The 23195-nt window shown below is 34.7% G+C and carries 17 protein-coding genes and 2 pseudogenes; 3 read left to right on the top strand and 16 right to left on the bottom strand.

The window, feature by feature from the left end:
- Positions 1-420 (top strand): lipocalin family protein (locus AB4Y90_RS06290; protein ID WP_441556573.1); only part of this gene is annotated, 420 nt, incomplete at its 5' end.
- Positions 421-548: 128 nt separating this feature from the next.
- The gene (locus AB4Y90_RS06295; RefSeq protein ID WP_441556574.1) at positions 549-1013 is read left to right on the top strand and encodes a lipocalin family protein; all 465 of its coding nucleotides are present in this window, start codon (positions 549-551) and stop codon (positions 1011-1013) included.
- A gap of 148 nt (positions 1014-1161) precedes the next feature.
- On the opposite strand, the gene AB4Y90_RS06300 is transcribed toward AB4Y90_RS06295, so the two are convergent.
- The 15 genes and pseudogenes from AB4Y90_RS06300 to AB4Y90_RS06370 all read right to left on the bottom strand — a co-directional run bounded on the left by AB4Y90_RS06300 (position 1162) and on the right by AB4Y90_RS06370 (position 18793).
- Complete coding sequence (locus AB4Y90_RS06300; protein ID WP_441556575.1) at positions 1162-2514, bottom strand: DEAD/DEAH box helicase; 1353 nt, start codon at positions 2512-2514, stop codon at positions 1162-1164.
- Positions 2515-2782: 268 nt separating this feature from the next.
- The gene (locus AB4Y90_RS06305; RefSeq protein WP_441556576.1) at positions 2783-4426 is read right to left on the bottom strand and encodes an ABC1 kinase family protein; all 1644 of its coding nucleotides are present in this window, start codon (positions 4424-4426) and stop codon (positions 2783-2785) included.
- 64 nt (positions 4427-4490) lie between these two features.
- Positions 4491-4838 (bottom strand): hypothetical protein, encoded by a 348-nt coding sequence (locus AB4Y90_RS06310; protein ID WP_441556577.1) that lies wholly within the window; start codon positions 4836-4838, stop codon positions 4491-4493.
- Positions 4839-4844: 6 nt separating this feature from the next.
- Positions 4845-5546, bottom strand: coding sequence for a hypothetical protein (locus tag AB4Y90_RS06315; RefSeq protein WP_441556578.1), 702 nt, complete (start codon positions 5544-5546; stop codon positions 4845-4847).
- A 139-nt stretch (positions 5547-5685) separates the two neighbouring features.
- Positions 5686-6522 carry a prephenate dehydratase gene (gene pheA, locus AB4Y90_RS06320; RefSeq protein ID WP_441556579.1) on the bottom strand — a complete coding sequence of 279 codons (837 nt, stop codon included), beginning with the start codon at positions 6520-6522 and terminating at the stop codon, positions 5686-5688.
- 94 nt (positions 6523-6616) lie between these two features.
- Positions 6617-8146 (bottom strand): glutamine-hydrolyzing GMP synthase, encoded by a 1530-nt coding sequence (guaA, locus tag AB4Y90_RS06325; protein WP_441556580.1) that lies wholly within the window; start codon positions 8144-8146, stop codon positions 6617-6619.
- 208 nt (positions 8147-8354) lie between these two features.
- On the bottom strand, positions 8355-9593 hold the full coding sequence (gene purD / locus AB4Y90_RS06330) for a phosphoribosylamine--glycine ligase (protein WP_441556581.1): 1239 nt from the start codon (positions 9591-9593) through the stop codon (positions 8355-8357).
- Between the two features lie 125 nt (positions 9594-9718).
- Positions 9719-11233, bottom strand: a complete 1515-nt coding sequence (gene purH / locus AB4Y90_RS06335; RefSeq protein ID WP_441556582.1) for a bifunctional phosphoribosylaminoimidazolecarboxamide formyltransferase/IMP cyclohydrolase — start codon at positions 11231-11233, stop codon at positions 9719-9721.
- Between the two features lie 442 nt (positions 11234-11675).
- Positions 11676-12242 (bottom strand): phosphoribosylglycinamide formyltransferase, encoded by a 567-nt coding sequence (gene purN, locus AB4Y90_RS06340; protein WP_441556583.1) that lies wholly within the window; start codon positions 12240-12242, stop codon positions 11676-11678.
- A 77-nt stretch (positions 12243-12319) separates the two neighbouring features.
- Complete coding sequence (gene purM / locus AB4Y90_RS06345) at positions 12320-13312, bottom strand: phosphoribosylformylglycinamidine cyclo-ligase (protein ID WP_441556584.1); 993 nt, start codon at positions 13310-13312, stop codon at positions 12320-12322.
- A 275-nt stretch (positions 13313-13587) separates the two neighbouring features.
- Complete coding sequence (locus AB4Y90_RS06350; RefSeq protein WP_441556585.1) at positions 13588-14139, bottom strand: NADPH-dependent FMN reductase; 552 nt, start codon at positions 14137-14139, stop codon at positions 13588-13590.
- Between the two features lie 202 nt (positions 14140-14341).
- Positions 14342-15070 carry a pirin family protein gene (locus AB4Y90_RS06355; protein WP_441556586.1) on the bottom strand — a complete coding sequence of 243 codons (729 nt, stop codon included), beginning with the start codon at positions 15068-15070 and terminating at the stop codon, positions 14342-14344.
- 248 nt (positions 15071-15318) lie between these two features.
- Complete coding sequence (locus AB4Y90_RS06360) at positions 15319-15849, bottom strand: nuclear transport factor 2 family protein (protein ID WP_441556587.1); 531 nt, start codon at positions 15847-15849, stop codon at positions 15319-15321.
- 41 nt (positions 15850-15890) lie between these two features.
- Positions 15891-16614: pseudogene (locus tag AB4Y90_RS06365) on the bottom strand (bile acid:sodium symporter).
- A gap of 68 nt (positions 16615-16682) precedes the next feature.
- Positions 16683-18793, bottom strand: a pseudogene (locus tag AB4Y90_RS06370) (glycoside hydrolase family 97 protein).
- Positions 18794-19177: 384 nt separating this feature from the next.
- Here AB4Y90_RS06370 and metG point away from each other — a divergent pair.
- Positions 19178-21214 carry a methionine--tRNA ligase gene (gene metG / locus AB4Y90_RS06375; protein WP_441556588.1) on the top strand — a complete coding sequence of 679 codons (2037 nt, stop codon included), beginning with the start codon at positions 19178-19180 and terminating at the stop codon, positions 21212-21214.
- 198 nt (positions 21215-21412) lie between these two features.
- Here the strand turns inward: metG and AB4Y90_RS06380 are convergent, their stop codons facing one another.
- Complete coding sequence (locus AB4Y90_RS06380; RefSeq protein ID WP_441556589.1) at positions 21413-23014, bottom strand: glycoside hydrolase family 10 protein; 1602 nt, start codon at positions 23012-23014, stop codon at positions 21413-21415.
- Positions 23015-23195: the final 181 nt, after the last annotated feature.

Below are 23195 nucleotides of genomic sequence, written 5' to 3' on the forward strand. Positions count from 1 at the left end.
TTATTAGCTATAGGTTTTGTTTTTAATTCTTGTAAAAACGACGATTCGGACGAAGACAACACGGAAACAATCGTAGGAATATGGAGACCAGTAAAGGAAATTGCTATTTCAGGAAGTAATGGTAATACCATCTCTAATCAAAACGCTTCAACTTGTTACAAAAAAAGTACATTTGATTTTAAGTCTAATAATACTTTGGCTTCTACAATTTTTGATGATCAAACAGATGGATCTTGTAAAAATTATGGAACGGAGAATCTTCCTTACTCATATGATTTTAATGGGAAAAAGTTAGTCATTGATAATGAACAATTTGAAGTAATAAGTCATACTAAAAATGAACTTCAATTTATAGCAAATTATGACGATGAAAATAACGATGGTATTGAAGACAAAATTATCCTTGTTTTAAATAAGTAAATATAAAAACATTCGGTTACTCAAAAAAAGAGCAGTTTTTTAAATAAAATTGCTCTTTTTTTTATTATTTCATTGTCAGTTTAAAATAAAATCATAGTTTTACGAAAATAAAAAACACAAAAACATCAATGAAAAAAAATTTTTTACTGGCGTTTGCCACACTCTTCCTATTTTCTTCCTGTTCTAACGATGACAATGAAAATAATCAAAATGTAGTAAAACCCATTGCAGGAATCTGGAAAATGAGCAAAACAATGATTATTTCTGGGTCTAATAATGCAATTCTGCAATCAGGCAATATTACCGGCTGTGAATCTCTAAACACTTTTGAATTTGGGCAAAACCAGAATTTCCACATAAAATATTACACCAAAAATAATGTTGAATGCATTGCTGACGGATTTGATACCGGAACCTATCAATACAGTGAAAATTCAAAAATGCTGACTTTTACCTATTCAGATTCTATAGTAGAATCTTTCGTCGTTCATTCGCTAAACAATGCGGAAATGATGACTGTAGATCATATCGAAGATTACAATAATGACGGAGTGAACGATACTTCAGTTATTGTTTTTAAAAAACAACAATAAAATTTATTTTGCTTTACAAATTCTAAAAAAAATGCGCCTCGTATGAGACGCATTACTTTATTGAGTGTAAAAAATTTTTAAGGAATTTTATACGATATACATTTGATTGTAAGTCTTTTATCCTTTCTCTTCACTCTATTTTATTTCCCTATTTCTTTCTTTTAGATTTAGAAATTGCCTTCTGTTGAGCCCTGTTTGCACCGAATTTTTTAGGTGCTTTTCTTTTGGAAGGTCCACCCCAGTTTTCCTTTTTATTTTTATCTTTTTTCTCATGGAAAGCACCGCCGCCTTCGAAAAGTTTTACCTGAGCCGGATTTTTCATTACGATCTGATCTTCTTCAGATGCAATTTTTTTAGGATTTATTTTTACGTCTTCAGGGAAATCGATGTATTGCAACTCTTTATCCATCAATAATTCGATATCTAAAGCTAATTCATCTTCTTTTTTGGTTACAAAAGTTATTGCTTTACCATCTTTATCTGCCCTTCCCGTTCTACCAATCCTGTGAATATATTGTTCAGGAACTTCCGGAGTTTCAAAGTTGATAACGTGGGTAATATCCGAAATATCAAGACCTCTCGCCATAACATCAGTCGTAATCAAACCTCGTATTTCCTCATTTTCAAAGCGTTTCATCGCCTTTAGTCTGTAGTTTTGTGATTTGTTTGAGTGAATTACATCAAACTGTTCCGGAAAGATCTCATTAATTTGTGTAAAAAGTAAATCTGCGTGCTTTTTATTATTGGCAAAAATCAACACTTTAGACATTTCTTCATTGCTTTTCAGCAAGTGTTCCAATAAATTGATCTTGGTATTGAAGTTCTCAACTTTATAAGCAGTCTGCTCAATTTTTTCAAGCGGAGTTCCAGATTTTGCTAATGAAATTTCGATTGGACCCGCAAAATATTCATCCAGCATTTCATCTACAGCTTCTGTCATGGTCGCCGAAAAAAGAATATTCTGTCTTTTCTCACGCATCATTTCAAAAATATGGGTTAACTGTGGTCTGAAACCTAAATTCAGCATTTCATCAAATTCATCAATGATTAATTTATGAACTTCTTTTAAAGAAATTGCATTATCAATCGCCAAATCCATGATTCTACCGGGAGTTCCAACCAAAATATCGCAACCATTATCAAACAAAAGCTTTTGAGTATTGATATTTTTACCACCATAAATCCCGATTACTCTTGCAGTAAGATTTTCTGTCAGTTTTTCTACGATTTCTGTTACCTGCACCACCAATTCTCTTGTAGGAACCAAAACAACTACAGTAGGATTTCCGCTTTTATTATATTTCCAGGTTTTTAAAACCGGTAATAAATACGCCAGAGTTTTTCCTGTTCCCGTTTGTGCAATTCCCATCACATCTCTTCCTGAAAGAATCGGACTGATACTTTTTTCCTGAATTGGAGTGGGCTCAAATAAATTTAAATCTGCTAAAACATCAAGAATTTTAACCGGAAGGTCAAAATCTGCAAAAGTGAGTTTTTCCATTTTGCAAAGATAGACAATTAATTTTTGTATTTTTAGGCTGGAAGATGGATGTTGGAAGCATGAAGTTTTATCCCACAGATTTTAGGATTACACAGAGATCATCTTATAGATCCATGTTAAACGGTAATTTGGGGAACATTTATTTACTCAATTTAATTTTCGCCACGAATGCACTAATATTTATTTTTAAATCATAGCAAATAATTCGTGTATTCGTGGCAATTTTTATTTTCAAACATCTGTAAAACCTGTGCCATCTGTGGGAAACTTACTTTCTTGAAATCCTCAACAAAAGAATAATGACAAGCAAAACTGAAAATAAAAATCCTAAAACAGCAACCAAAGACATTTCACCAATTCTCGGTTCGGATTCTGACACAAAAACAATGGCTGTTGCAATAATATTCGCACCCAAAATCATCGCTAAAATAAGATTAACAATGCTTGATTTTATTAACTGATTGGTCTTTTCAATATTTTTAATTTCGCTTGAAATCGTAAAGCTGTTGTCATCCAGTTTCTGCAGCACAGATCGCAGTTCTTTAGGAATCTCATCCACATTATCGGTGAAAGTCATCACCTTTTCCAATCCTGTTTTGAAGAGTTTTTTAGGGCTGATTTTCTTGGAAAATATTTTCTTTGTGTAAGGATGAAGACTTTTTACGACATCCAGATCAGGATTGATCGTTCTTCCGACACCTTCTATTAAACCAATTCCTTTAAATAAAAGATAGAAATAATCAGGCATATACAACCTGTTGTCTTTCAAAACATCTTTCATTTTGTTGATAATAACGTTCGGATCAATATCTTTCAGAGAAGTGCTGTGAACAAAGCTCAAAACCTCTTCAACATCATTTTCAAACCTCCTTTCGTCAGGAATCTCATAGCTCACTGCCATTTTTTTCAGATAACGCACAATTTTATGAGAATTTTTAGCTACGAAGGCAACAATCAGACTTTCTAAAATTTCTTTATCGTTCGGCTGAATTTTTCCAACTGCGCCAAAATCTATAAAGACAACTTTCCCGTCTTTTTTCACCAGAATATTTCCCGCATGAGGATCGGCGTGGAAAAATCCGTAATCTAAAATCTGAGACACAAAAAGCCTTAGACCGACTTCAGAAATAACTATTGGATCAATATTATTTCTCAACAATTCTTCTTTATCGGTTATTTTTATTCCATCGATAAATTCCATACACAACACGTTGTTGTTGGAAAATTCATCATACACTTTCGGAACGTAGGTTTCTTTGTTATTTTTAAAATTTAAAGCAAACTGTTGAATATTATTTCTCTCATTGACCAAAGAAACTTCTTCCAGCAAAGATTTTTCAAAAGTAGAAATTGCTTGTTTTAAATTTAATTTAGAACCAATTTCAGAATACGTTGAAATGAGCTTTACCACATCTTTTATCAACAGCAAATCGTCTTCAATAACCGATAAAACATCAGGTTTTTTGATTTTTAAGATCACTTCTTCACCAGAAATCAAAGTCGCTTTATAAACCTGCGCAATCGAAGCGGTTGCCAAAGGTTTTGCCACAATTTCCGAAAAATGTTCTTTGGGAATGATATTAAATTCGTTTTCAAGAATTTCTTCTACATTCATGTCTACCACTTCTACCCTGTCCTGAAGTTTTTGAAGCTCCTGAATAAGTTCCGGCGGAAGCAGATCTTCACGATTGCTAAAAGTCTGCCCAAGCTTTACAAAAGTGGGACCCAACTCTTCCAAAGCGAGACGGATGCGTTCATAAACGGTTCCTTTCGAAATCACTTCATCAGACTGAGCAAAATTGTCTTCCGGTTTTTTGCCCATTCTTGCAATCATATCTTTAAATCCGTATTTACTTAAAACGGAAATAAGTCTTGCTGATCTTTTGAGTTTTCGTTGCTGCTTGTCAAACATATTGTGTGAAAATATTCTTCTAAGGTATTCAAAAAATGTTCCTGATGAAAAATACTAATAAGAATTATTCTGTAAATCTAGATTTATAAATTCTATTAATAAAAGGAAATGTTGGGTTAAACTCAACTATAAGTTCTTGTCCAACAATAAAATTTTGATTATCACTTTCATTTTTGTATTCTTTACCTTTATATTCAAAACTATAGGAATACACAAAATCGCCAGTTAGATGAGATCTTCTCATTCCATTTTTTTCATTGATGATTTTTGCAATAACTTTTTGCGTTTCAAATAAATTTAAAATTGGCTGATAAATTATTAACTCTTTTAAAAAAAACAAAAGAATTATTACCAATAATATTCTTTTAAAAATTATAAATCTATCTTTCTTTTTTGTAATTCTCTTATTCATTTATATTTAAATCACCTTAAAAACCGTCAACAACAAAATCAAAGTTTGCCAACTCAAAATCAAATAGAAAAATAGTCTGCTTGGTTCGGAAATATCTTTTAGTTTTTCAATGATTTTATTTTTCAAAATCTCGGTAAAACTTACATTTTCGTCTCTAAAATCAATTTCATTGAGTTCCACTTTTTTAAAACCATAAGCAATGATTTTTTTGAACCATTTATTTTCTTTTGAATCTCTGATATCCTGCAAAACTTTAAGCTGAAGCTTGGTTTTATCAACTCCACTTTGCATTAATTGAGGTTGATTGGTTTTTACTTTATTTAAAATTCGGTCAATCATCGGGAAAAGTATCTGCTCTCCTTTATCAGCAATCAATCTGTTGATGGTACGGAACATTACATATTTATTTCCTAATGTAAAAAGCAAAAATGGAGCTCCGAGGGTCGTAAGTATAGTCAGACTAAACGAAACAGGTCTTGCTAAAAACAGAACCAGAATTGCAGCTTGTCCACTTGTATGAACCGGACCACCGCCATTATTGAAAGTCTGAGCGATAATAATAACGATCGTAACTACGCCTAAAACAGCAATCGCAATTTGTCCTATAAAGTTGATTTTGAGGAAACTTAATGTAGCACGACTTAAAAGTTTGGCAATATACTTAAATTCATCCGTCATGCCATTTTTAGATTTTAATTTATCTATCATCTGTGAAAATTTTGAAAAGTTAAATTACAGAAATTTCAGCAATTAATCTTTACGAAATCAGCGAAAATTTCAGTATTTATTTTAAATATATTCAGATGTTTTTTTTAAATCTACATGACGCAAAATAGATTACAATTCCTTATTCTTCAAAAACATATTCATTATAATGTCCTAAAAACTTCACATTAGAACCTAAAGAAATAATCTCATCGATTGCATTTTGTGACAAAACATTGTGCCATTCACTAGCTACATTGATGAAGAAAAAGTAATTTCCCAAACCGGTTTTCAAAGTGCGGCTTTCAATTTTGGAAAGATTCATCTTTCGCCAGGCAAATACAGAAAGTACCTGATGAAGACCTCCTGCGTGATCTTCGGGCAGTGTAATGATTAAAGAAGTTTTCTCTGAAATTTTGGGCAACGGAATTTCTAAAGCAGATTTTGTCTTTGAAATCACAATAAACTTGGTATGATTCTGCTCAAAATCCTGAATATTCTCATGTATGATTTTTAAACCATACAGTTTTGCAGAATATCGATTGGCAATTGCCGCCCACTTTTCCTGCGGATTTTCGGAAACCAACTTTGCTGAAGCTGCCGTAGAACTGAAATCCTGCGACGGAATATTTTTAAAATTTTCGTATCTGAAATGAAAAGTCTGAGCCAAAGCCTGCGGATGCGAAAACACTTTTTCAAATGCTTCGTTATCGGGATGGATCATCAGATGATGCGCAATCGGCATCACTAATTCGGTTTCTATAAAAACTTCAAAATCATAAAGATAATCGAGCGTCATAGAAACTGTACCTTCAATAGAATTTTCTAAAGGAACAACAGCTTTATCAACTTCATTATTTTTCACCGCATTGAAACAATCTAAAATACTCGACTGTGGAACCAATTCCTCACTCGGAAAGATCTGAGACGCTGCTAATTGTGTGAAGCTGGCTTGCGGACCGAGATATGCTATTTTCATAAGACAAATGTAGAAAATATTTAACATTTAGCATGAAAACAAAAAAAATCCCACCCAAAAGGCAGGATTTATATTTTAAAATTCAAGTCAAAAATTATTCCCACTCTATTGTTGCGGGTGGTTTGCTTGAAATATCGTAAGCTACTCTGTTAATACCTCTTACTTCGTTGATGATTCTGCTTGAAACCGTATCTAAAAATTCGTAAGGAAGTCTGCTCCATGTTGCCGTCATAAAGTCGATGGTGTTTGCAGAACGAACAACCGCAGTATATTCGTAAGTTCTTTCATCGCCCATTACTCCGACAGATTTTACAGGAAGTAAAACTACAAAAGCCTGAGAAACTTTTTCGTACAAATCATTTTTATACAATTCTTCAATGAAAATATCATCTGCTTCTTGTAAAATTCTCACTTTTTCAGCATCAACAGCGCCTAAAACTCTGATTCCCAAACCAGGACCAGGAAAAGGATGTCTGTGAACCAAATGATGAGGAATTCCCAACTCTTCACCTACTTTTCTTACTTCGTCTTTGAATAGTTCTCTTAAAGGCTCCAACAATTCAAATTCCATGTCTTCAGGAAGTCCGCCAACATTGTGGTGCGACTTGATTACCGCAGAAGGTCCGTTTACAGACTGACTTTCGATTACATCCGGATAAATTGTTCCTTGTGCAAGGAATTTTGCACCTTCAATTTTATGAGATTCTTCATCAAAAACATGGATAAATTCGTTACCGATGATTTTTCTTTTTGCTTCTGGATCGTCAACTCCGGCTAGTTTTGAAAGGAATCTTTCTTTGGCATCAACCAATTTGATGTTCATATGGAAATGCTCTCCATAATTGTCCATTACTTTTTTGCCTTCGTCTTTTCTCAATAAACCTGTATCTACGAAGATACAAGTAAGCTGATCTCCGATTGCCTTGTGAATTAAAACCGCTGCAACAGAAGAATCTACACCTCCTGAAAGACCAAGAATCACCTTTTGATCTCCTACTTTTTCACGAATTTCTTCAACCGTTTTGTCGATATAATTTGTAAGCTTCCAGTTTTTTTCTGCATCGCAAATTCCGAAAACGAAATTTTCCAACATTTTTCCACCTTCTTCAGTATGAGAAACTTCCGGGTGGAACTGTACGCAATAGATTTTTTTATCTTCATTAGAAATTGAAGCAATTACACCAGATTTTGCATTTAATTCAAAACCTACCGGTAATTCTCCCACCTCGTCAAAGTGGCTCATCCAAACGATAGAATTGTCTGTAACCCCTTTTAATAAAGAAGATTCTTTTATGATTTCCAAATGTGCTTTTCCATATTCTCCTTTTACACCTTTGTGAACTTTTCCGCCTAAAAGATGTGCTGTAAGCTGCATTCCGTAGCAAATTCCCAAAACCGGAATTCCTTGTTCGTACAATTCTTTTTCAACTAAATGTGCGTTTTCTGCATTTACAGAGCTTGGCCCTCCGGAAAGGATAATTCCTCTCGGCTGTTTTTCTAAGATGGTTTCTAATGGTGTATTGAAAGATAATATTTCAGAATAAACACCCATCTCACGGATTCTTCTTCCGATAAGCTGGTTGTACTGAGATCCGAAATCTAAAATGATAATACCGTTGTTCATTTTTATAATTGATAAATGATGATTGATAACTGATTTTGTAAGAATGTCTGAAACCATAGCCCCGATTGAAGCGGCATCCTTTTTTGTTATTGCGATTGTTGAAAAGTTCAACAGATTGCTTCACTTTGTTCGCAATGACAAAAAAGATACAGCGGAAAGCGGGAGATAGCTTCTAACAAAAAAAGCCCCGAAAAATCAGGGCATTATATTAAAATTTTCCGATGTCTTCTCTGTAGAAGCCGTAATCGAAATGTACGTGACTTGCGTCTTCGTACACTTTTTTGCGGGCATCTTCGTAAGTAGCACCTGTTGCAACGATATTTAATACTCTACCGCCGTTAGAAACTACTTTATCGCCTTTTTTGATCGCTCCTGCATATAAAAGCTGGCTGTGTCTTACTTTTTCTTCACCAGTAATTTCAAAGCCGGTTTCGATGTTTCTAGGATAACCTCCAGAACACATTACCAAGCAAACTGCTTTTTCGTCTTTAAATTTAAGCTCGATGTCTTTTCCGCTCATACAGTCGTTGATTACATCTAAAAGATTATTTTCCATCAACGCCATCAAAACCTGAGTTTCAGGATCACCGAATCTCATGTTGTATTCTAACAAATAAGTTCCGTTTTTGGTAATCATCAATCCGAAGAAAATCATTCCTTTGAAAGTAAAACCTTCAGCTTTAAGACCTTTTACAGTCGGATTCAAAATATTATTTTCGAAATCTACGTAATGCTCTTCAGCAAATTCAGGACTTGGAGCTACAGAACCCATTCCTCCTGTATTCGGACCCGTATCACCGTTTCCTACTTTTTTGTAATCTTTAGCAGCAATACACGGGAATATTTTTTCACCGTTTGAGAATGCAATAATTGACGCTTCAAAACCTACCAAATGTTCTTCGATAACCAAACGGATTCCTGCATCGCCATAAATTCTTCTGATCATAAAATCGTGAATTGTAGCTTCTGCTTCTTCCAAAGTTTCGCAGATTACAACTCCTTTTCCACCGGCAAGTCCGCTAGCTTTGATTACTAAAGGATATTCCTGCTTCTGAACATATTCTTTAGCTTCAGGATAAGAATCAAAAACCACCGCTTTTGCAGTTTTGATATCATAGGTCTGCATAAATTTCTTAGAAAAAGCCTTACTTCCTTCAAGACTTGCCACTTTCTGGTTCGGTCCGAAAACTTTAAGACCATGTTTCTTAAATTCATCCTTCAAACCAGCTACAAGAGGAGCTTCAGGACCTACAATCGTAAGATCTACTTTCTCTGTGATTGCAAAATCTCTAAGTTCTTTAATCTCTGATAAATGAACATTTTTTCCTATCGCACCGGTAGTTACATTTCCGTTGGCGAAAAACATATGACTCACTCGTGAATCTTTCTGAAGTTTTGCTGCCAAAGCAGATTCTCTTCCACCTTCACCTATGATTAATATTCTCATATTTTATTTATTATCTAGTCTATTTTACAAATATATAATTTTCAATTAAGAAATTATGAGATTTAAAAATTATGAGATTACTGATTTCTCGATTTCTGAATCTCTTAATTTCCTAATGATTTTTTTTAATGGAAAAAATGTCTAATTCCTGTAAACATCATCGGAATCTTGTGCTCATTTGCCGCCTCGATGCTGTCTTGGTCTTTTACACTTCCACCCGGCTGAATAATTGCCGTAATACCTTCCTGAGCGCAGAAATCTACCACATCACGGAAAGGGAAAAACGCATCAGAAGCTAAAACCAAGTCTCCTGAGAATTTTTCTTTTGCTCTTTCAATTGCCTGTTGTGTTGCCCAGATTCTGTTGACCTGTCCGCCTCCGATTCCGAAAGCCTGGATTCCGTTGGAAACCACAATCGCGTTAGATTTTACATATTTTACTACTCTTTGAGAAAATAATAATGCTTTTTTCTGAGCTTCTGTAGGCTGGGTTTCAGTTACCACTTTAATATCATCAGAGAAAATACTGTCGTTGTCCTGTACCAAAATTCCGCCATCAACTTTCACCCAAGTTTGCTTGTCTGAAACAGGGTTTACGATTTTTATAATTCTTAAATTTTTCTTTTTTCTTAAAACTTCCAAAGCTTCTTCATCAAAATCAGGAGCCATAACGATTTCAAGGAATGTTTTGTTTAATTCTTCTGCTGTTGCAGCATCGATTTTGTAGTTCATTGCAACAATTCCGCCAAAAATTGAAACAGGATCACATTCGAAAGTTTTTTGGTAAGTTTCCAAAGCTGAAGTTCCGATGGCAACTCCACAAGGTGTAGAATGCTTTACGGCGCAACAAGCCATTTCTTCTTTAAATTCCGTAACTACTTTCCAACAAAGATCCATATCACGAAGGTTGTTGAAAGACAATTCTTTACCTCCCAATTGTTCGAAATCTTTCATCGCTCCATTTTCAAAAGTTGAAGCATAGTAAGCTGCTGTCTGATGTGGATTTTCGCCATATCTAAGATCAGCTACTTTTTTATAAGAAGCATTTAAATACGTTGGATATTCTTCATCTAAAAGCATTCTAGAAATTGCAGCATCGTAAGCAGAAGTAAGATTAAATACTTTTCCTGCCAATTTTTTACGGGTTTCGATGTATGTGTCACCGTTTTGCTCCATTTCGATTTTCACTTTTGCGTAATCTTCCACATCCGTAATTACCGTTACTGAATCAAAGTTTTTCGCTGCCGAACGAAGCATTGAAGGACCTCCGATATCGATAAATTCTACCTTTTCGTGAAGAGAAATGTCTTTGTTTACATTTTCAAAAAAAGGATAAAGATTTACGATTACCATGTCGATCAGACCAATTCCGTGTTCCTGAACTGTTTTCATGTGTTCTTCATTTGAACGAACCGCCAATAATCCTCCGTGAACTTTCGGGTGCAAAGTTTTCACTCTTCCGTCCAGCATTTCAGGGAAATTGGTAACCTCATCAATCTGAATGGGATTTAAACCAGCGTCTTTTAAATGTTTGAATGTCCCGCCTGTAGAAATTAATTCATAATTTTGGGATTCCAAAAACTGTGCGAATTCCGTTAATCCGCTTTTGTCAGACACACTGATCAAAACTCTCTTGCTCATAGATTTTTCATTTTTTGTAAGCGAAAATCGCAAAACTGCGATTTTCACTCATTTTTACTTTTTTAATAGGATTTCATCCTATCCTTTAATAAGCCGTCCCGTTGGGACTTTTTCAACTTTTACTTTTTACAGTTATTTCAAACTGTAGACCGGTTCTTTCACCTCCGATCTTATTTTTACTTAGATTTTTTACTTTTCGAAATATTTTTTATCAATCTAAGTGTGTCTTTATTATTGTCGGGCTGAGCGGAATCGAAGCCTTAATTTTTCTTTAACGCAAAGCGCGCTATTTTTTATTATTGCTGAATGTTTTTTGTTCGCAAAGGCGTTTCATTCAGCAAAGGGTAGTGTTTAAACGTTCTATTTTTTAACCACCCCGTCAAAAATTCTTTGAATTTTTGCCACCCCTCCAGAGGCGGGGAATTTTCTTATCGCTAATAAATTATTTATTATTTAATACTTTGTTTATTGCTTTCGGAAAAATTTCATATTCAATTAAGTGAACTTTTTCTGCAATAGTTTCGGGAGTATCGTTTTCTGTGACTTCGAATGATTTTTGAAGAATGGCTTCTCCTTCATCGATTCCTGGGGTTACGAAATGAACGGTTGCTCCACTTTCTTTTTCTTTGGCTTCAATCACCGCGTTATGAACATGATGTCCCCACATCCCTTTTCCTCCGAATTTCGGAAGCAATGCCGGATGAATATTGATTATTTTTCTGACCCAATTTTCACAAAACTCAGGTTTTAAAATTGATAAAAATCCTGCCAATACGATTAAATCTGTATTTTCCGGGATGATTTTACTCAATTCACTGCTGAAGTTTTTTCCTCTTGGAATCAGAATGTTTTCTATGTTATGATTTTTTGCTCTTTCAAGTCCGTAACATTCTCTGTCGGCAACAACTAAAGATACTTTTGCATTTTGGATTTCTCCGTTATCAATGGTATCGATGATTCTCTGAAGATTGGTTCCTGAACCTGAAACGAGTATAACTAAGTTTTTCATTAATTTAGATAATAGATTTCAGATAATAGATTTCAGACTAAAAACTCTGACATCTGAGATCTAAAATCTGATGTCTTTTAGAATTTTAAATCTATTTTTTCGCTTCCTTCAGTAATTTCTCCGATTTCGTAAGCATCGTCTAAAAGGTGCAATACTTTTTCAGCGTGTTCTGCATCAACTACAACGATCATTCCGACACCCATGTTGAAGGTTCCGAACATTTCTTCGCGAGCGACCCCTCCTCTTTTTTCCAATTCCAGCATAACAGTTGGAATCTGGATTTTTGAAGCATCAATCGTAGCGCAAAGTCCGTCACCAATGATTCTTGGGATGTTTTCGTACAATCCGCCACCCGTGATGTGGGCAATACCTGCAACTTTTACTTCTTCAATTACTTTATGAATATCTTTATAATATAGTCTTGTAGGAACCAAAAGTGTTTCGTACAAAGGTTTTCCTTCAAATTCTTCGTTAAAATCAGGGAACACTTTTCTTACCAAAGAAAATCCGTTTGAGTGGAAACCTGAACTTGGAAGAGCAATGATCTTGTCACCAGTTTTAATTTTTGAACCATCAATAATCTGGTCTTTTTCAACAATTCCTACGCAGAATCCAGCAACATCATAATCTCCAGGTTGGTACATTCCCGGCATTTCAGCGGTTTCTCCACCGATCAATGCGCAGTTGTTGTCTTTACAAGCTTCTACCATTCCTAAAACGATTTCGGCAGCAATTTCAGAATCCAATTTTCCACAAGCTAAATAATCAAGGAAAAATAATGGTTTTGCACCGTGACAAAGAATATCATTTGCACACATTGCAAAACAATCTACTCCGATAGAATCGTATTTTTTTGAGTCTAAAGCTACTTTAAGCTTCGTTCCCACGCCATCTGTTCCGGAAACCAAAACAGGATTTTTGTATCCTCCGATTTCGTAGAAAGCCCCAAAACTCCCCAAATGGTTCAATACATTGGAATTGTGAGTTTCGCCCACCGCTTTTTTGATCTTATCAACGGTTTTGTAACCTTCCTCTTTGTCTACTCCTGCAGATTTGTACGTGTTGCTCATGTTTTTATTTAGATTTTTAGACTCTAGATTTCAGATTTCAGACTTAATAAATCTTGTATCTGAGATCTTATATCTTTATGTCTTTTAATATACTTTTATTCAAATTTCGAGAACAAAAAAGCCGACAATCTTGGTAGATTATCGGCCGTTATTTTATCTCAGAATTTCAGAGTCCACAGTTTTCCCTTTTTTGAAGGAATATTCTTTAAAAGTGGTCTGAATTTTCATTACTTTTCTTTTTGCAAAGATATTAATTTTATATTAATTTTCAAATGCTATTTTTCCAAGATTATTTCAACAGCAGAAATCTTTGCCATTTTTTCTTTTAACTCACTGTCTTTGTCAACATTAGAAATTTTATTTGTTTCTTTATCAAAATTATCATTAAAGAATGGAAGCGTAAAAGTGTCTATAATATTCCCTCCGTGTAAAGGAAAACGCTTTTCGGCTGCTTCCAAAACTCCCAAACCACCTCTTGCACCTGGAGCAGTAGCCATTAGTAACATTGGTTTYTCGTTCCAGACAGCTCTTTGTTTTATTCTTGAAGTCCAGTCGAAAACGTTTTTAAACGCAGTGGAATAAGTTCCGTTGTGTTCCGATAATGAAACTAAAAGAATATCTGCCGCATCTATTTTAGCTGCAAAATCTGCTGCTTGTTGAGGAACTCCATTTTCTACTTCACGTTGGTGTTTGTAGATTGGCATTTCAAAATCGTTCATGTCCACGATCTCTACTTCTGCATTTTCGATTAATGATGCGGCGTAAGAAACTAATAATTTATTGATTGATGTTTCGGAATTGCTTCCTGCTATTGCTAAAATTTTCATTGTATATTTTTGTTGTTTATTAAACGCTAAGTTCGCTAAGCTTTTTTTATTTTTAGCTGAATATTTTCGTTCGCAAAGGCGTTTTTACTCAGCAAAGGCTGGCTGTTTTGCGAAAGTTTATTTGACCACCCCGTCAAAAATTCTTTGAATTTTTGCCACCCCTCCAGAGGAGGGGAATTTTTATCCGGCAAAAATATTTTAATTATTTTAAATAAGAAGGTAATTCCATCGGAACTTCCATTAAAAGAATTTCTGTATCATCTGTTGCTTCAATGTTGAAACTTTGGGTATCCCAAATTCCTAAGCCGTCTCTTTCTCCTAAAACTCTGTCGCCTACTTTTGCGCTTCCTTTTAAAACAAAAACGTAAACCCCATTTCCTTTTTTATTGAGTATATAATTTTTACCGTTTCCTTTGGTRAAATTAGCCAGATTAAACCATGCATCCTGATGAATCCAGACTCCGTCATCATTTTTATTCGGTGATAAAATTTGCTGGAATCCATTGATTTTTTCTCCGTCTGTAATACTAATCTGATCGTATCTTGGCTCAACTCCAACTTCTCTCGGGAAAACCCAGATTTGCAAAAATTTTACGGCTTCATCTTTATTTTTATTGTATTCGCTGTGCTGAACTCCGGTTCCTGCACTCATCACCTGAATTTCTCCTTTTTTAATAACAGCCGTGGTTCCCATAGAATCTTTGTGCTCTAAATCTCCTTCCAACGGAATGGAAATAATTTCCATATCTCTGTGCGGATGCGTTCCGAAGCCCATTCCCTGAGAAACAGTGTCGTCATTTAAAACCCTTAAAACTCCGAAATGTGTTCTTTCGGGATTTTGGTAACCCGCAAAACTAAAAGTGTGATAAGAATTTAACCAACCGTGGTTTGCGTGACCTCTTGTATCTGCTTTGTGATAAACTGTTTTCATATTTTTATTATTTATTTGTTATAATTGCTTTTAATTATGATACAAATGTACAGCTTGCAGATTCCGGAATTGTTGACGTAGGATAAGAAAGGATTTTTGTTGTAAATGGTGAATTGTGAATCGTCAATTTTCTTAGAAGTGAATTTTTAAGCTGCGCATTTGGCTAAAGCTGTTTTAGATAATTATTAAAAAAGCGGACTAAAGTCCGCTCCTATTGATGAAATTATTGATCCTGATTCAATAAATAATTATTTTTTGTTATTCTTTAATTCTGTTAAAATATCGTCTTCCATTGCAGCTTTTTCGGAAACAACTTTATCAACAACATCATTTGGAACTGTCATTGAAAGCACATATTGTTTCACCTTCCATTGTCCATTTATTTTTTCTACAACTCCTGAACCACGGCAGATTTTCATTTGTGTGTCAAGCAATTCGTCAAACCAAGCAAGGTTTCCTTCTTTGCTGAAATAAATATTCCTTTTAACCGAAGTGAAATTCCATGTTTTCTTTTTCTCAAAATAGGGTTTTGCCCAAGTTTTAAATTCTTGTTTATTCCAGATTTCAGTTGCATCAGTTCCTATAAATGTAGATTCATCGGCAAAAAAATTGAAATATTTTTCGAATTCTGCATTGGCTGCAGCAACGTTGAAATCATCAAGCATTCTTGAAATTTCAGTTTTTTCTTTTTCAAATTTTGCTTCTTTAGATTGTGCTGAAAAGCCTGAAAAAGCAAAGATTAAAATTGCTAAGGCAAAGAAAAGTCTAGTTTTATTCATTATAATAAAGTTTGTTTTTCGAAGTTTTAAATATAGTAATTTTAAGATTCTTTAGTTTCCATTCTTTTTGCAATTTTATTTGCCAACCAGCTTACATAGAACAACTGAAAACTATGATAAATCATTACGGGAAGTAAAAACAAAACTTTTTGCTCATCCGGAATCCCTAAAACAAGTAAAAACAAGCTTCCGTGAACCAAAGATTTTTTTGACCCGCAAAAGGTAGCTGTGATGATTTCTTTAGCTTTAAAATTCATTTTCTTTGCCAGAAATCTAAGTATCTCATACACCCAGGAAGAAACTCATCAAAAGCGGTGTCATCACAATGCCGATAATTCCTGAAATGGATGCATTGAAAATCGCTGAAGTAACATTTCCTTTTGCGATAGAAACCATAACGACCGATGAAGAAACCGTTGACGGCAGACTCGCCAGAAAAAACACGGAAAGCCAGATATTGTAATACTCAGAATTTTTTACGAAAGGATAAAATATTAAAACCAGTAAGGGAAATAAAATAAAAGTACCTGACTGAATCAGTAAATGCAATTTCCAGTTGGAAACATCTTTTACGACTTCTTTGAGGTTCAGTTTCAAACCATATAAAAGAAAAATCCCGGCAATTCCCCAATCGATAAATCCTGCAAGATTAAAATATTGATTGTAAGAATGTTGGAATGGAATCAGTTTCGCAAGCAAAACCATCGCAACAAGTAAAAAAAGAAAAGTATTTTGTTTGGTAAAAATCTTAGTAATCAGCTTCATTAAGTATCATTTATAAAATAAAAATCCTTAAAGTTTGGGGCTTTAAGGACTATAAAATTACGGATAATTTATTTGACGGGCTTTATGGAAACCGCAAAACCACCGCTTCGAGCCATTTTAAAATTTATTTTAGACTTGCTGGTAATTTGTTTTTTGTAGATATTATAGCTTTGAGGATTGTCAATATAATCAGCATCTTTTCCGTCTTCATAAATAGTTGCTTCATATCTTTTACCTTTATCTAAAAATGAAAAATCTACGGTATATTCCCGTTTGTTTTCATCGGTAATCCCACCTACAAACCAGTTTTCTGTACCTTTTGCTTTTCTTGCGGTGATTACATAATCTCCCGGTTCTGCCGAAAGTATTTTGGTATCGTCCCAATCTGCAGCCACATCTTTAATAAACTGAAAAGCATCCATGTGTTTTGCGTAATTTTCCGGCAAATCTGCAGCCATTTGCAAAGGCATATACATCGTCACATACAACGCCAACTGTTTTGCTAAAGTCGTCTTCACAAAACGTTTATCTCCCGGAAAATAATAATCTAATTTGGTCTGGAAAATTCCCGGCGTATAATCCATCGAACCGCCCATCCAACGCGTAAACGGAAGAATTGTCTGATGATCGGGATTGTTTCCTGTAAATACTTCATACTCAGTTCCTCGAGCTGCTTCTGCCGAAATATAATTCGGATAAGTACGGCTTTCTCCTCCCGGACGAACCGACTCGTGAGAATTGACCATGATTTTATAGTCATTCGCTTTTTCTACAATTCGGTAATAATGATTGATCGTCCATTGCGAATAATGATGTTCTCCTCTCGGAATAATATCGCCTACATACCCCGTTTTCACAGAAGTATAACCATATTTATTCATCAATTGAAAAGCCTGATCTGCCCATCTTTCATAATTGGTTGCCGAACCCGAAGTTTCATGATGCATAATCAGCTTAATCCCTTTTGAATGCGCATAATCGTTCAGCATTTTTATATCAAAATCAGGATATGGCGTAAGAAAATCAAAAACATATTCTTTGGAATGCCCGAACCAGTCTTCCCAGCCGATATTCCAGCCTTCAATGAGAAGACCGTCGAAACCATTTGCGGCAGCAAAATCAATATATTCTTTTACTTTTGTATTGTTGGCTCCGTGTTTTCCATTAGGTGTTAGTTTAGAAAAATCAGTTACTCCTAAATGCACGTTGTCTGCAGTAGAATATGCCCATTGTGATTTTCCGATGATCATTTCCCACCAAACTCCCATGTATTTTGTAGGTTTTATATAAGAAGTGTCGGTGTATTTTGTTGGTTCGTTAAGATTAAAAAGCATCTTAGAATCCATTAGATCTTCAGCTTTTGGCGAAACAATTATTGTTCTCCACGGTGTTACAGAAGGAGTCTGAATATATCCTTTTGCACCTTGTCGGTCTGCGGTAAGATGGGTTTTAAATTTAAAATTCTGAGCATCAACTTCGAGATGTGAAGCCGCATAATTGAGAACGGCAGCTTCTGCAATATTAATATACAAAGGTTCTTTTCCGTTCTTTTTTAACATTAAAGGCGACTGAACTGCATTTTTAATAAGCTTCTGAGAAGCATTAGAATCAAAAGCTTTGTCCCATCTCGCAGGAATTTCCGAAACATTCGTTTCCTGATAACGGTATTCCTGCGAATCGTAATCGGCAACCATCCACCAAGCTTTCATATCAGTTGGAAAATCAAATTCTGAATCTTCTTCTTTAATAATAAAATAATTCAGATTTTTTTGCTGCGGAAATTCATATCTAAAACCTAAACCGTCGTTAAATAATCTAAACTTTACGACAATGCTTCTGTCTGTAGAATTTTGATTCAGCGTAACCGCCCAGGTTGCCAGACTTCATTTTTTGACTCTCTTTTTTCAGAAATTTTTACGAAATCGTTATTCAGATCATATTTTGCATCTTCTGTTTTTGCAATTTCGGAAGCAAAGGTTATCGAAGTATCTTTAAAAAGCCTCAATCCTAACTTTGAATCTTCTACAACAACAGATTCGTTATATTTTAAATTATAAAAAGGAACTCCGTTTTTCAGCTGGAAATTCATTTCAAATTTTCCATCCGGAGACTTTAGAGATTGTGCATTTGCACCCGCAAACATCATCGATAATAAAACCGCAGCAACTGTAATTTTCATTTTGTTGGAATATTTATAAACTTTAAAAATAAAAAAATTACGGTCAACAATCAGTATTAAATCAGATAAAGATTCTTTTTTATCTTTCCAATAAATCTTTGTATCTCATAAATAAGTGAAACGGCTTTGTCTCCCGTAAATTTTTTACTGCATTTATTTTGCTTTGTTTTGCTTTGCGTTTAAAATTATCGCAAGGTTAAACAAAGTCTTTTTAGAAAAACAATTGTTTTTTTAAGCTAAACAGAGCCACTTCGTTCAACAAAGAAATACAAAAACTTTGGTTATCAATGAAGCTTATAGAATATATTACATACATTAAACTAAGCTTATTCGAGAATTTTGGCAGATAATCTTTATCTTTGCAGACTTAAAACTATACTATAAATGTCAAACAAAAAGATGATTACGGCGGCTTTGCCTTATGCAAACGGACCGGTTCATATTGGGCATTTGGCGGGAGTTTATATTCCTGCAGATGTTTATGCGAGATTTCAGAGAAGATCAGGAAAAGATGTGGCGTTTATCTGCGGAAGCGATGAGCACGGAATTCCTATTACCATAAGAGCTAAAAAAGAAGGTGTTACCCCACAAGATATTGTTGATAAATACCACGAAATCATCAAAAAATCGTTCTCAGATCTGGGAATTTCTTTTGATGAATATTCAAGAACAACATCAGTAAACCATCGTGAAACAAGCCAGGATTTCTTTAAAGTTCTTTATGAAAAAGGAAAATTTACGGAAGAAATGTCTGAGCAGTATTTTGACGAACAGGCAAGAGAATTCTTGGCAGACCGATACATCGTTGGAACCTGTCCGAATTGTGGCAACGAAAACGCTTACGGAGATCAGTGTGAAAAATGCGGTTCTACCCTTTCTCCATCAGAATTGATCAATCCAAAATCGATGTTGAGCGGAAATGTTCCGATTTTAAAAGAGACAAAAAACTGGTATTTACCATTAAATGAATACGAAGATTTCTTAAATGAATGGATTATCGAAGGTCATAAAGACGACTGGAAACCGAATGTTTACGGACAGGTAAAATCTTGGTTAAATGACGGCTTGAAACCTCGTGCAATGACCAGAGATCTGAACTGGGGCGTTCCTGTTCCACTTCCGAATGCTGAAGGAAAAGTACTTTACGTTTGGTTTGATGCGCCGATCGGTTATATTTCTTTCACGAAAGAATGGGCTGCAAAGAACGGAAAAGACTGGAAAGATTACTGGCAAAGTGAAAATTCTGATTTGATCCATTTCATTGGAAAAGATAATATTGTATTTCATTGTATTATTTTCCCTGCGATGATGAAGGCTCACGGCGATTTCATTATGCCGAAAAATGTTCCTGCCTTCGAATTTTTGAATCTTGAAAACGATAAAATTTCAACTTCAAGAAACTGGGCGGTTTGGACACACGAATATGTAGAAGATTTCCCTGGACAACAGGATGTTTTGAGATATGCTCTTCTTTCATCGGCTCCGGAAACGAAGGATAATAACTTTACCTGGAAAGATTTTCAGACGAAAAACAATTCTGAATTAGTAGGAATTTTTGGAAATTTTATCAATAGAGTTGCCGTTTTAATTCATAAATATTATGATGGAATTGTTCCTCAAGGTGATGTGAATGCTCCTGAATTAGCAGAAATAAATAAATCAGCAAAAGAAATTTCAGGATTTTTGGAAAACTATGAATTTAGAAATTCTTTGACGGCTTTAATGAATTTAGCACGTTTCGGAAACCAATATCTTCAGACAGAAGAACCTTGGAAAACGATTAAAGACAATCCTGAAAAAGCAGCACATTCTTTATTTGTCGGAGCTCAGATTGCGGTTGCTTTGGCACAGTTGTGCGAACCGTTTATGCCTTTCAGTTCTGAGAAATTATTGAATATGTTCAATGTTCAAAAATCAGACTGGAATGATGTTGAAACGAAATCTGTTTTAATTAAAACCGGTCACAAAATCAACGAAGCATCTCTTCTTTTCTCAAAAATTGAAGATGATGTCATCGAAGCTCAAATCCAGAAACTGGAAGATACCAAACAAAACAATAAAAAAACAAACCCTAACGCAAATCCTATGAAAGACGAAATCACTTTTGATGATTTTACGAAAATCGACTTGAGAACAGCAACGATTACTGAAGCTGAAAAAGTAGAAAAAGCAGATAAATTATTAAAGCTAACCGTTGATACAGGTGTTGACGTAAGAACCGTTGTTTCAGGAATTGCAGAAAGTTTCACTCCGGAAGAAGTGATCGGAAAGCAGGTGATGATTTTATTAAATCTTGCACCGAGAAAGATCAGAGGAATTGAATCTCAGGGAATGTTATTATTAACGACAAAACCCGACGGAAAATTATCTTTCGTAACGCCGGACGACAGCAATGTGGAGAATGGTATTGAGATTGGATAATTTTTAATTTTAGATAAATGAAAAAGACGCAAAATTTGCGTCTTTTTTTATGTCTTTATTCTCTTTAAAAAATTCGGGCGTCTTAATTATAGAAATCAGACGTCTGATTTGTTTAAGTTACACGTCTTATTTTTTCAAATTAAACGTGTGAATTTTTCGGTCAGTCAGATTACATATTTCAATTAAACAGAGAATTCTCTATTTCGTTACTTTCTTCGCCATATAATCACTCTCATTTCCTAAGCGATCAACCGCTTTTATTGCAATAGCATTCAGAGTTTTGCCATCTTTAAACTTAGGAATTTCTTTTGAAAGATTCTCTAAAGTAAGAATCTCTGTTTCCCAAACTCCGTTATATTGGGTGAAAAGTACCCACTGAAAAACGTTTTTTATATTTTTTGTACTCCAGCTGGTTTGTATCGAGCTACCGTTGTCATTAACGAACAAGGTTGGCTTTTCTAAAGGAACCGCTTTTATCCACGGGCTTTTTGGGGTTAAAGCTTTTTCTTTGTAAGGTCCGTTTTTTAAAGTCGGAAGCATATTTGAGCTTTTCGTTAAACCTGCAATGCTCCAGTGTATTTCTCCTGCTTCATCGGTATTAAGAATCTGTCTGCACAATTCTACCTGATTTTTAATTTCTCCGGGTCTGTCAGAAACTTTTACTTCAACCGTATTTAAACCCGGCCAAAGATGGCGGTTCATTGTGTTTTCAGATTTCCACCAATTTAGTAAAGAAGCAAATGCCTGTCCTTTAGAATCGATCGGCCAGTAAAGCTGCGGCGAAAAATAATCGACCCAGCCTTTGTTCAGCCATAATTTGGCATCAGCAAACAATTCGTCATATTGAGAAGAGCCTACAATTCCTTCCGGATAACCCGGTTTCCAGATTCCAAACGGGCTGATCCCGAATTTCACATAATTTTTTTCGGCATGGATTTCTTTGTAAATTCTTTCTACAAATTTATTTACCTGATCTCTCCTCCAGTCTGGTCTGGAAAGGGTTCCGCCTGAGTTTTGATATGCTTTCCAACTTTCATGATCCGGAAAATCTACTCCTCTGTTGTACGTTGCATACGGGTAAAAATAATCATCAAAATGTATTGCATCAAGATCGTACCTTTTCACAAGATCTTTCACCACATTAGAAACATGCCCCTGAGTTTTCGGATTGGCAGGATCAAACCAATACATTCCGTTTTTCAATTTAATGGTAATATCCGAAAGTTTATTAACCATCGATTGACTTGAAACAGAACCTCCGTTAGAATGATGTGCTCTGTAAGGATTTAGCCATACATGCAATTCCATCCCTCTTTTATGCGCTTCATCAATCCAAAATTGTAGCGGGTCATAATTTGGATATGGCGGCTCTCCTGTTTTTCCTGTCAGGAAATATGACCAAGGCTCTAATTCGCTTGTATATAAAGCATCTGCAGATGGACGTGCCTGAAAAATTACTGCATTAAAATTATTTTCCTGAAGCATATTCAACATATTAATAGCTTCAGTTTTTTGCTGATCTACGGAAAGATTATTTCTTGAAGGCCAGTTGATATTGGCAACACTCGCAATCCAAACTCCTCGGAATTCTCTTTTAATTGCAGGAAGATTTACTTTAAAATCTTCATCAACCGGAATTGCTGTAATTGGCGGAACCAATTTGGGATTTGGAGTTTTAATCGTATTATTATTTGAGACTTTATTTTTTACTTTCGGAGTATTTTCTCTTACAGCACATGAAGTACTGAAAGATGCAAACATACCCAATATGCAGACTAATTTTATTTTAGAAATTTTCATATATGATTCCAAGAAAGGATTTCTGAATTGTTAAAACACAAAACTAAGGATATAAAGATAATCTGAAAAATATGTAACTGTAAAATTTAGTTAAAACAAAAAAGTACGGAAAAATTATGATCATAAAAGACAAAGCCCCGAAAAATCGAGGCTTAAAATATATTTAAAAATAAAAAAATTT

The organism is Chryseobacterium sp. 2TAF14, assembly GCF_052115105.1.
Classification (GTDB): domain Bacteria; phylum Bacteroidota; class Bacteroidia; order Flavobacteriales; family Weeksellaceae; genus Chryseobacterium.